General features: G+C 59.9%; 7 protein-coding genes. All 7 read left to right on the forward strand.

Annotated features, from left to right (window positions below; genetic code table 11):
- The first annotated feature begins 194 nt into the window (after positions 1-194).
- The 7 genes from ACW9IR_RS26930 to ACW9IR_RS26960 all read left to right on the forward strand — a co-directional run bounded on the left by ACW9IR_RS26930 (position 195) and on the right by ACW9IR_RS26960 (position 9456).
- Positions 195-1193, forward strand: a complete 999-nt coding sequence (locus tag ACW9IR_RS26930; RefSeq protein ID WP_007920246.1) for a phosphate ABC transporter substrate-binding protein PstS — start codon at positions 195-197, stop codon at positions 1191-1193.
- Positions 1194-1615: 422 nt separating this feature from the next.
- Positions 1616-3649, forward strand: a complete 2034-nt coding sequence (locus ACW9IR_RS26935; protein ID WP_181429314.1) for an ABC transporter permease subunit — start codon at positions 1616-1618, stop codon at positions 3647-3649.
- A gap of 16 nt (positions 3650-3665) precedes the next feature.
- On the forward strand, positions 3666-5336 hold the full coding sequence (pstA, locus tag ACW9IR_RS26940; protein ID WP_038359375.1) for a phosphate ABC transporter permease PstA: 1671 nt from the start codon (positions 3666-3668) through the stop codon (positions 5334-5336).
- A 169-nt stretch (positions 5337-5505) separates the two neighbouring features.
- A complete protein-coding gene (pstB, locus tag ACW9IR_RS26945) occupies positions 5506-6339 on the forward strand; it encodes a phosphate ABC transporter ATP-binding protein PstB (protein ID WP_095119763.1) in 834 nt (277 codons plus the stop codon).
- 118 nt (positions 6340-6457) lie between these two features.
- Positions 6458-7219, forward strand: coding sequence for a phosphate signaling complex protein PhoU (phoU, locus tag ACW9IR_RS26950; RefSeq protein ID WP_007954334.1), 762 nt, complete (start codon positions 6458-6460; stop codon positions 7217-7219).
- Positions 7220-7395: 176 nt separating this feature from the next.
- Positions 7396-8352 (forward strand): response regulator, encoded by a 957-nt coding sequence (locus ACW9IR_RS26955; protein ID WP_095119764.1) that lies wholly within the window; start codon positions 7396-7398, stop codon positions 8350-8352.
- 207 nt (positions 8353-8559) lie between these two features.
- On the forward strand, positions 8560-9456 hold the full coding sequence (locus tag ACW9IR_RS26960) for a peptidoglycan DD-metalloendopeptidase family protein (protein WP_102902466.1): 897 nt from the start codon (positions 8560-8562) through the stop codon (positions 9454-9456).
- Positions 9457-9512 lie beyond the last annotated feature (56 nt).

Below are 9512 nucleotides of genomic sequence, written 5' to 3' on the forward strand. Positions count from 1 at the left end.
GGCTCGCTCCCACATTGGAATGCATTTCAACTGTGGGAGCGAGCCTGCTCGCGAATGGGGGGCAAACTCGAATCATCTTGTAAAACCCGGATGCTGGCCTTTCATCCAATTGTCATATTTCAGCCATAGAGTGTTCACACGGCCTGCTGATACTTGGCCCCGACTTAACACACCCTATCTGCTAGGAGTAAGGCATGAAACTGAAGCGTTTGATGGCGGCAATGACTTTTGTCGCTGCTGGCGTTGCGACTGCCAACGCGGTTGCCGCTGTTGACCCTGCTATCCCGAGCTACACCAAGACCACTGGTGTGTCGGGCAACCTGTCCAGCGTCGGCTCCGATACCCTGGCCAACCTCATGACCCTCTGGGCTGAGAACTACAAAAAAGAATACCCGAACGTAAACATCCAGATTCAGGCCGCTGGCTCCGCCACTGCGCCACCTGCGCTGACTGAAGGCACCTCCAACCTGGGCCCGATGAGCCGCAAGATGAAGGACACCGAACTGGCGGCCTTCGAGCAGAAGTACGGTTACAAGCCAACCGCTATCCCGGTTGCCGTGGACGCCCTGGCTGTCTTCGTACACAAAGACAACCCGATCCAGCACCTGACCATGGAACAGGTTGATGCGATCTTCTCGTCGACCCGTCTGTGCGGCGCCAAAGCCGACGTGAAAACCTGGGGCGAACTGGGTGTGACCGGCGACCTGGCCAACAAGCCAGTTCAGCTGTTCGGTCGTAACTCGGTATCCGGCACCTACGGCTACTTCAAAGAAGAAGCCCTGTGCAAAGGCGACTACAAACCGAACGTCAACGAACAACCAGGTTCGGCTTCGGTCGTGCAGTCGATCAGCTCCTCGTTGAACGGCATCGGTTACTCGGGCATCGGTTACAAAACCGCCAGCGTTAAAACCGTACCGCTGGCCAAGAAAGGCAGCACCGACTTCATCGAAGACACCGAAGAAAACGCCCTGAACGGCAAATACCCGCTGTCGCGTTTCCTCTACGTTTACGTCAACAAAGCCCCGAACAAGCCTCTGGCTCCGCTGGAAGCCGAGTTCGTGAAACTGGTGCTGTCGAAGCAGGGCCAGGAAGTCGTAGTGAAAGACGGCTACATCCCTCTGCCAGCCAAGGTTGCTGCAAAAGCACTGGCTGACCTGGGTCTGCAGGAAGGCGGCGCTGTCGCAAAGAAGTAACAAATTGAGTCCGGGGTGAACCCCACCGGACTCAGGTAAAAGGCCGGATCTGCACGCAGGCCGGCCTTTTCCACACCTCAAATTTTTGATCCTCTGCCAATCCCGCTGGCGGTGGATTTGCTGCGTCACTGCATTGTCATCTTTCTGTCATACAGGATCGCTAGGGTGAGCGCATGAATGATCTGGCCAATTCCCACATGACTACTAATCCTCCCAAGCGCATTGATTTCAATACGCCTGAGCTGCAACGCAAGCGCCGCATTCGCGCGCTCAAGGATCGCTTCACCCGCTGGTACGTCCTCGTTGGCGGTCTCGCGGTGCTGGCAGCCATCACCCTGATCTTCTTCTTCCTCGCCTACGTGGTTGCGCCGCTGTTCCAGGGTGCCGACCTGACCGCGAAAGACTCGATCACCCCAGCCTGGATGCAGGACGCCGGCAAGCCGCTGATGATTTCGCTCGAAGAGCAGAATCAGGTGGCCATGCGCGTTTCCGACAAGGGCCAGGCATTGTTCTTTGATATCGACAGTGGCGCTGAACTGAAGCGCGTCGATCTGCCGGTGCCTGCCGGTGCCACCGTGACCTCGATTGGTGAAGACCAGCCGGGCCATCCGCTGGTGGCCGTGGGTCTGTCCAATGGGCAGGCGCTGGTGTTCCGTCACACCTATAAAGTCAGCTACCCCGATGGCAAGAAAACCATCAGCCCGGCCATCGAGTATCCGTATGGCGAGACGCCGATCGCCCTGAACGAAGCCGGCGGTGCGCTGGAGCATGTCAGCCTGAATGCCACCGACACGACGCTGATGCTGGTGGGTTCGACCGGTTCGCAACTCAATGTGCTGTCGCTGACCAGCGAAGAAAACATGATGACTGGTGAAGTCACCAACGAGCAGAAGCGTATCGATCTGCCGCAGATGACTGAGCCGGTGAAAAACATCTTCGTCGACCCGCGCCAGCAGTGGCTGTACGTGGTCAACGGTCGTGCCCAGGCCGATGTCTTCAGCCTGCGCGACAAGAGCCTCAACGGTCGCTACAAACTGCTGGAAAACGCTGACGCTGAAGTCACCGCGACCGCGCAACTGGTCGGTGGCATCTCGCTGATCGTCGGTGACTCCAAAGGTGGTCTGGCCCAATGGTTCATGGCCCGCGACACCGATGGTGAGCTGCGTCTGAAGCAAATCCGCACCTTCCAGATGGGCACCACGCCAATCGTTGAAATCAGCGCAGAAGAGCGTCGCAAAGGCTTCCTCGCGCTGGATGCCAGCGGCAAGCTCGGCGTGTTCCACAGCACCGCGCACCGCACGCTGCTGGTTGATCAGGTGGTCGATGGTCAAGGCGTATTCGGTCTGTCGCCGCGCGCCAACCGCGTGATCGTCGAAGCAGGCGGCAAGCTGCAACCGTTGCTGCTCGACAACCCGCACCCGGAAGTGTCGTGGAGCGCGCTGTGGAGCAAGGTCTGGTACGAGAACTACGACGAGCCTAAATACGTCTGGCAATCGACTGCGGCCAACACCGATTTCGAACCAAAACTGAGCCTCTCGCCACTGACCTTCGGCACCCTGAAAGCCGCGTTCTACGCCATGCTGCTCGCTGCGCCATTGGCCGTTGCCGCTGCGATCTACACCGCGTACTTCATGGCCCCGGGCATGCGCCGCAAGGTCAAACCGGTGATTGAGCTGATGGAAGCGATGCCGACGGTGATCCTCGGTTTCTTCGCCGGCCTGTTCCTCGCGCCCTATGTCGAAGGGCATCTGCCGGGCATCTTCAGCCTGCTGATGTTGCTGCCGATCGGCATTCTGGTCGCCGGTTTCACCTTCAGCCGCCTGCCTGAGTCGATCCGCCTGAAAGTCCCGGACGGTTGGGAAAGTGCGCTGCTGATTCCGGTGATTCTGTTTGTGGGCTGGCTGTCGCTGTACATGAGCCCGTTCATGGAGAACTGGTTCTTCGGCGGTGACATGCGCATGTGGATCTCCCACGATCTGGGCATCACCTACGACCAGCGCAACGCTCTGGTGGTGGGTCTGGCCATGGGCTTCGCGGTGATCCCGAACATCTACTCGATCGCTGAAGACGCCGTGTTCAGTGTGCCGCGCGGCCTGACGCTTGGCTCGCTGGCCCTCGGTGCCACGCCGTGGCAGACCATGACTCGCGTGGTGATCCTGACCGCCAGCCCGGGGATCTTCTCGGCGCTGATGATCGGCATGGGTCGTGCGGTCGGCGAAACCATGATCGTGCTGATGGCCACCGGTAACACCCCGGTCATGGAAATGAACCTGTTCGAAGGCCTGCGCACCCTGGCTGCCAACGTCGCGGTGGAAATGCCCGAGTCGGAAGTCGGCGGCAGCCACTACCGCGTGCTGTTCCTCTCGGCGCTGGTGCTGCTGTTGTTCACCTTCGTCATGAACACCCTGGCAGAACTGATTCGTCAGCGTCTGCGCAAGAAATACTCGTCGCTTTAAGCAAAGGTAGAAGTCTGTGAAACAGAACTCCCTGAAAGGATGGTTCAAGAGCGGCGCCCCGGGCGTCTGGATCAGCGGTGGCGCGGTGTCCATCGCGGTCATCATGACCATTGGCCTGCTGGCGGTGATTGCCGTGCGCGGTCTCGGTCACTTCTGGCCGGCGGACCTGGTCCACGCCAACTACGACGTACCGGGCCAGGCCAATCACCTGGTCATCGGCGAAGTGGTACAGAAAGAAGAAGTGCCTCGCGCCCGCCTGAAGAGCGCCGGTTTGCCGGTGCCCGATGAAGGCCCGGAATTCATGACCCGCGAGCTGATCAAGGTCGGCAACCGTGACCTGAACGGCAACGACTTCACCTGGATCGTCGGCGAGTGGCTGACCAACCAGACCACGCCGCCAGAACTGATGGCGATCGAGCGTCGCGAGTGGGGCAACTTCTACGGCTACCTGGTCAACGTCAAACAGGATGGCAAAGTCATCGCCGAAGGTGAGGCTGCGTGGCCTGAGTTGCAGGCGCGGATCAACCGTGTGAACGGTCTGGCGGCACAACTGAAGTCGCTGGAAAAGACTGACATCGGTGCAATCAACGCAGGTCTGGAGCGCATCCGTCTGCACGGTCGCAAACTGGAACTGGAAGGCAAACTCGACGCCACCGCGCAAGCGGACATGGAATCCGAGCGTGCCGAGCTGAATGCGCGTTATCAGGACATCGAAGCGCGTCTGGCCGATCTGCATGCGCAGTTCAACCGCGACGCGCTGACCGCTCGCGATGCCAATGGCAAAGAGATCGAAATCGGTCTGGGCAAAGTGGTTCACGCCTACCAGCCGAACGCGATGAGCACCTTCACCAAGGTCGGTTTCTACTTCAGCAAGATCTGGGAATTCCTGTCGGACGACCCGCGTGAAGCGAACACCGAAGGCGGGATTTTCCCGGCGATCTTCGGCACCGTGATGATGACCCTGATCATGGCGATGATCGTCACCCCGTTCGGCGTGCTGGCGGCGGTGTACCTGCGTGAATACGCCAAGCAGAACACCCTGACACGGATCATCCGTATCGCGGTGAACAACCTGGCGGGTGTACCTGCGATCGTTTACGGCGTATTCGGTCTGGGCTTCTTCGTTTACGTGCTGGGTGGTTCGGTTGACCGCTTGTTCTTCCCCGAAGCACTGCCGGCACCGACCTTCGGTACACCGGGTCTGCTCTGGGCGTCGCTGACCCTGGCGCTGCTGGCGGTGCCAGTGGTGATCGTGGCAACGGAGGAAGGTCTGGCGCGTATCCCGCGTACCGTGCGTGAAGGCTCGTTGGCCCTCGGCGCGACCAAGGCTGAAACCTTGTGGAAGATCGTGATCCCGATGGCCAGCCCGGCAATGATGACCGGCATGATTCTCGCCGTGGCCCGTGCCGCCGGTGAAGTGGCGCCGCTGATGCTGGTCGGTGTGGTGAAACTGGCGCCGTCGCTGCCAGTGGACGGCAACTACCCGTACCTGCACCTGGATCAGAAGATCATGCACTTGGGCTTCCACATCTATGACGTCGGCTTCCAGAGCCCGAACGTCGAAGCGGCCCGCCCGCTGGTGTACGCCACGGCGCTGTTGCTGGTGTTGGTGATCGCCACGTTGAACCTGTCGGCGGTGTATATCCGTAACCACCTGCGCGAAAAATACAAAGCACTGGATAGCTAAGGACGACGCGAACCCTGTGGGAGCGAGCTTGCTCGCGAAGCTTTTGGCGGCCTCAAGGGCCCCTTCGCGAGCAAGCTCGCTCCCACATTGAACCGCGTCCACTGGAATATTGATGGAAGCTGCAACAAGCAGTGTTCCGAACCGAATTTGTTAGCACAGGGAGCCTCCCATGCAGCACGAAACACATAGCCACGGCATCAACATGTCTGCCCTGGGCCGCGACAAGCAGAGCCTCAGCCTCGAGCAGGAAACCGTGGCCATCGAAGTACCCGGCCTGAGCCTGTACTACGGCGAGAAACAAGCGCTGTTCGACGTCAGCATGAACATCCCGAAACAGCGCGTGACCGCGTTCATCGGCCCGTCCGGCTGCGGTAAATCGACGCTGCTGCGCACCTTCAACCGCATGAACGACCTGGTTGACGGCTGCCGCGTAGAAGGCGCGATCAACCTGTACGGCAACAACATCTATCGCAAAGGCGAAGACGTTGCCGAGTTGCGTCGCCGCGTCGGCATGGTGTTCCAGAAGCCCAACCCGTTCCCGAAGACCATCTACGAAAACGTGGTCTACGGCTTGCGCATCCAGGGCATCAACAAGAAGCGCGTCCTCGACGAAGCGGTCGAGTGGGCATTGAAAGGCGCGGCACTGTGGGACGAAGTCAAAGACCGTCTGCACGAGTCAGCCCTCGGTCTGTCCGGTGGTCAGCAGCAGCGTCTGGTGATCGCCCGCACCATCGCGGTTGAGCCGGAAGTGCTGCTGCTCGACGAACCGTGCTCGGCCCTCGACCCGATCTCGACGCTGAAAGTCGAAGAGCTGATCTACGAGCTGAAATCCAAGTTCACCATCGTCATCGTGACCCACAACATGCAACAGGCCGCGCGGGTGTCCGACTACACGGCATTCATGTACATGGGCAAACTGGTCGAATTCGGCGACACCGACACCCTGTTCACCAATCCGGCGAAGAAGCAGACCGAAGACTACATCACGGGGCGGTACGGCTAGCCGTACAGCTGCAAGCCGCAAGCTTCAAGCGGCAAGAAAGATGCGGTGCGATATCAGGACTTATACATAACTGCTTGAAGCTTGCAGCTTGAAGCTTGCAACTTTCGCGGAGCGAACAATGATTTCCAAAGAAGGCCTTACCCATCACATTTCCGCGCAGTTCAACGCCGAGCTTGAGGAAGTGCGCAGCCACCTCCTGGCCATGGGCGGGCTGGTCGAGAAGCAGGTCAACGACGCGGTGACTGCACTGATCGAGGCCGACTCAGGTCTGGCTCAGCAGGTGCGCGAGATCGACGACCAGATCAACCAGATGGAACGCAACATCGACGAAGAATGCCTGCGCATTCTCGCCCGTCGTCAGCCTGCGGCGTCCGACCTGCGTTTGATCATCAGCATCTCCAAATCGGTGATCGACCTTGAGCGCATCGGTGACGAAGCGACCAAGATCGCCCGCCGTGCGATTCAATTGTGCGAAGAAGGTGAAGCGCCGCGCGGTTACGTCGAGGTTCGCCACATCGGCGACCAGGTGCGCAACATGGTTCGCGATGCACTGGACGCGTTCGCCCGTTTCGACGCCGATCTGGCGTTGTCGGTGGCGCAGTACGACAAGATCATCGACCGCGAATACAAGACTGCGCTGCGCGAGCTGGCCACCTACATGATGGAAGACCCGCGCTCTATCTCGCGGGTCTTGAGCATCATTTGGGTGCTGCGTTCGCTGGAACGCATCGGCGATCACGCGCGCAACATCTCCGAACTGGTCATCTACCTGGTGCGCGGCACCGACGTGCGCCACATGGGCCTCAAGCGCATGAAGGAAGAAGTTGAAGGGACAAGCGGCGAAACCGCTAATGTTCCGGGCGATGCTGACGATAAGTAAGATTGCCTGAGAAAAGCGCCCGGCCCTTTGGCCGGGCGTTTTTGTTTGTGCTTTTCATGGGCAGATTCGATTAAAAAGCAGCACCCGCGAACGAAAAGTCCCGGCGTGACTGAAGAGTTTTGGCAATGTGCCATCAGCCAGCGTTATGCTTGCCGGGATTTTAATAGGGGTGTTGGATGAGCAAGATCAGTGTGTTGGTCGTGGACGATGCTTCGTTCATTCGTGACCTGGTGAAAAAGTGCCTGCGTAATTACTTCCCGGGGATCCGCACCGAGGACGCCGTCAACGGTAAAAAGGCGCAGGCCATGCTGGCCAGAGAAGCCTTCGACCTGGTCCTGTGCGACTGGGAAATGCCGGAAATGTCCGGTCTTGAACTGCTGACCTGGTGCCGCGAGCAAGACAACCTCAAGACCATGCCGTTCGTCATGGTCACCAGCCGTGGCGACAAGGAAAACGTCGTGCAGGCGATTCAGGCCGGTGTTTCCGGTTACGTCAGCAAGCCGTTCACCAACGAGCAACTGCTGACCAAGGTCAAACAGGCGCTGAACAAGGTCGGCAAGCTCGACACTCTGATGAACAGCGCGCCGACCAAGATGAACTCGGCGTTCGGTAACGATTCCCTGAGCGCCTTGACCGGCGGCAAGCCTGCCGTGGTCGGCGGCGCGCCGGCAGCTGCTGCGGTCAATCCGTTTGCCAAACCTGTTGCTGCCGCGCCAGCGCCCGCTGCTGCGCCATCCCGTGGCCTGCTCAACAGCCCACCGGTCAAGGCACCAGCCGCCGCGTCGGCTCCGGCCAGTGGGCGCGGTCAGGGCCAATTGCGCCTGCCAAGCGGTACTCAGCAATGCGTGATCAAGGCCCTGAGCATCAAGGAAGCGTTGTTGGTGGTGAAACGCACTGACACCCTGCCGCAGATCCTCGACAGCGCCGTGCTCGATCTGGAGCAGGGCGACAACGCCGAGATTGCCCGCCTCAACGGTTACTTGCACGCGGTTGTCGCGTTCGAGCCGAAACCGGACAGCGACTGGCTGCAACTGACCTTCCGTTTCGTCGATCAGGACGCGCAGAAACTCGACTACATCTCGCGCCTGATCGCTCGCGGCACGGCGCAGAAGCACTTCGTTCCGGGCGCGTGATCTTCGTCGCCTGACAGTCCGCCTTCGCGAGCAGGCTCGCCCCACCCTGGAATGCATTCCAAATGTGGGAGCGAGCCTGCTCGCGAAGGGGCCATCACTTGCACCACCAATCTCCCAGACTGGCCAATTTGAAACATCTGTCGACTAGCCTGGTCTGCTTCACCTGCTAGGCTCATTCCCAGGCCTTACTTCGACAGACTCTTGCCCATGCTCGCGCGCCTGCTGTTTTTCTATGGTCTCTTCATGGCCTCCTCCTCGGCTGTGGCCATGACCATTTACAAATCCACCGATGCCAACGGCGTGGTCTCGTACAGCGACCGCCCGAGCAAAGGCGCGCAGGTGTTCGTCTTTCAGGATCGGATGGTCGAACGCCTCGAGCGCCAGGTCTACCTCGATATCAAGAAGCAGAAGGGCACCGACGTAGTGTTCGTACGCAACGATCTGTATGCCCCGGTTGAGGTGGCGCTGGCGTTTACCGGGTTGAGCAATGTGCGTGGCGCACCGGCGCAAACCATCCGCCGCGTGCTGCCGGCACGCAGCAATACGCGGCTGGCGCTGCTGACGGCGGTGTCCGGCAAGCAGCCGCTGGTGTATACGCCGCAATTTCATTATTCCCTCGGCGACCCCGCTGGAACCGCGCAGGGCTATCGTTATCCGCTGCCATGGCGCGGTGGGCCGTTCCGCCTGAGTCAGGGTGCCAACGGCCAATACAGCCACTACGGGCCGAAGAACAAGTACGCGATGGACATCGCCATGCCGGTCGGCACGCCGATCATTGCCGCGCGGGCCGGGGTGGTGGTGAAGACCGAGAACTCCCAGAGCGGGCGCGGTAATGATGCGTCCGGCAATTTTGTGCGGGTGCTGCACGACGACGGCACGATGGGCGTGTACCTGCACCTCAAACAAGGTTCGGTGAGCGTGCGCGAGGGGCAAAGGGTGACGGTTGGCAGTCCGTTGGCGCTGTCAGGCAACACCGGCAACAGCAGCGGTCCGCATTTGCACTTTGTGGTGCAGCGCAATACCGGAGACGGGTTGGTGTCGATTCCGTATCAGTTCAATCAGCCGCTGGGGGCGTTGCCCAACTTTGCGTTGGGCAAGCAGTAAGCTTCTAAAAGCAAAAGATCGCAGCCTGCGGCAGCTCCTACATGGGAATGCAATCC

The sequence above is a fragment of the Pseudomonas sp. SDT291_1_S447 genome, assembly GCF_054070155.1.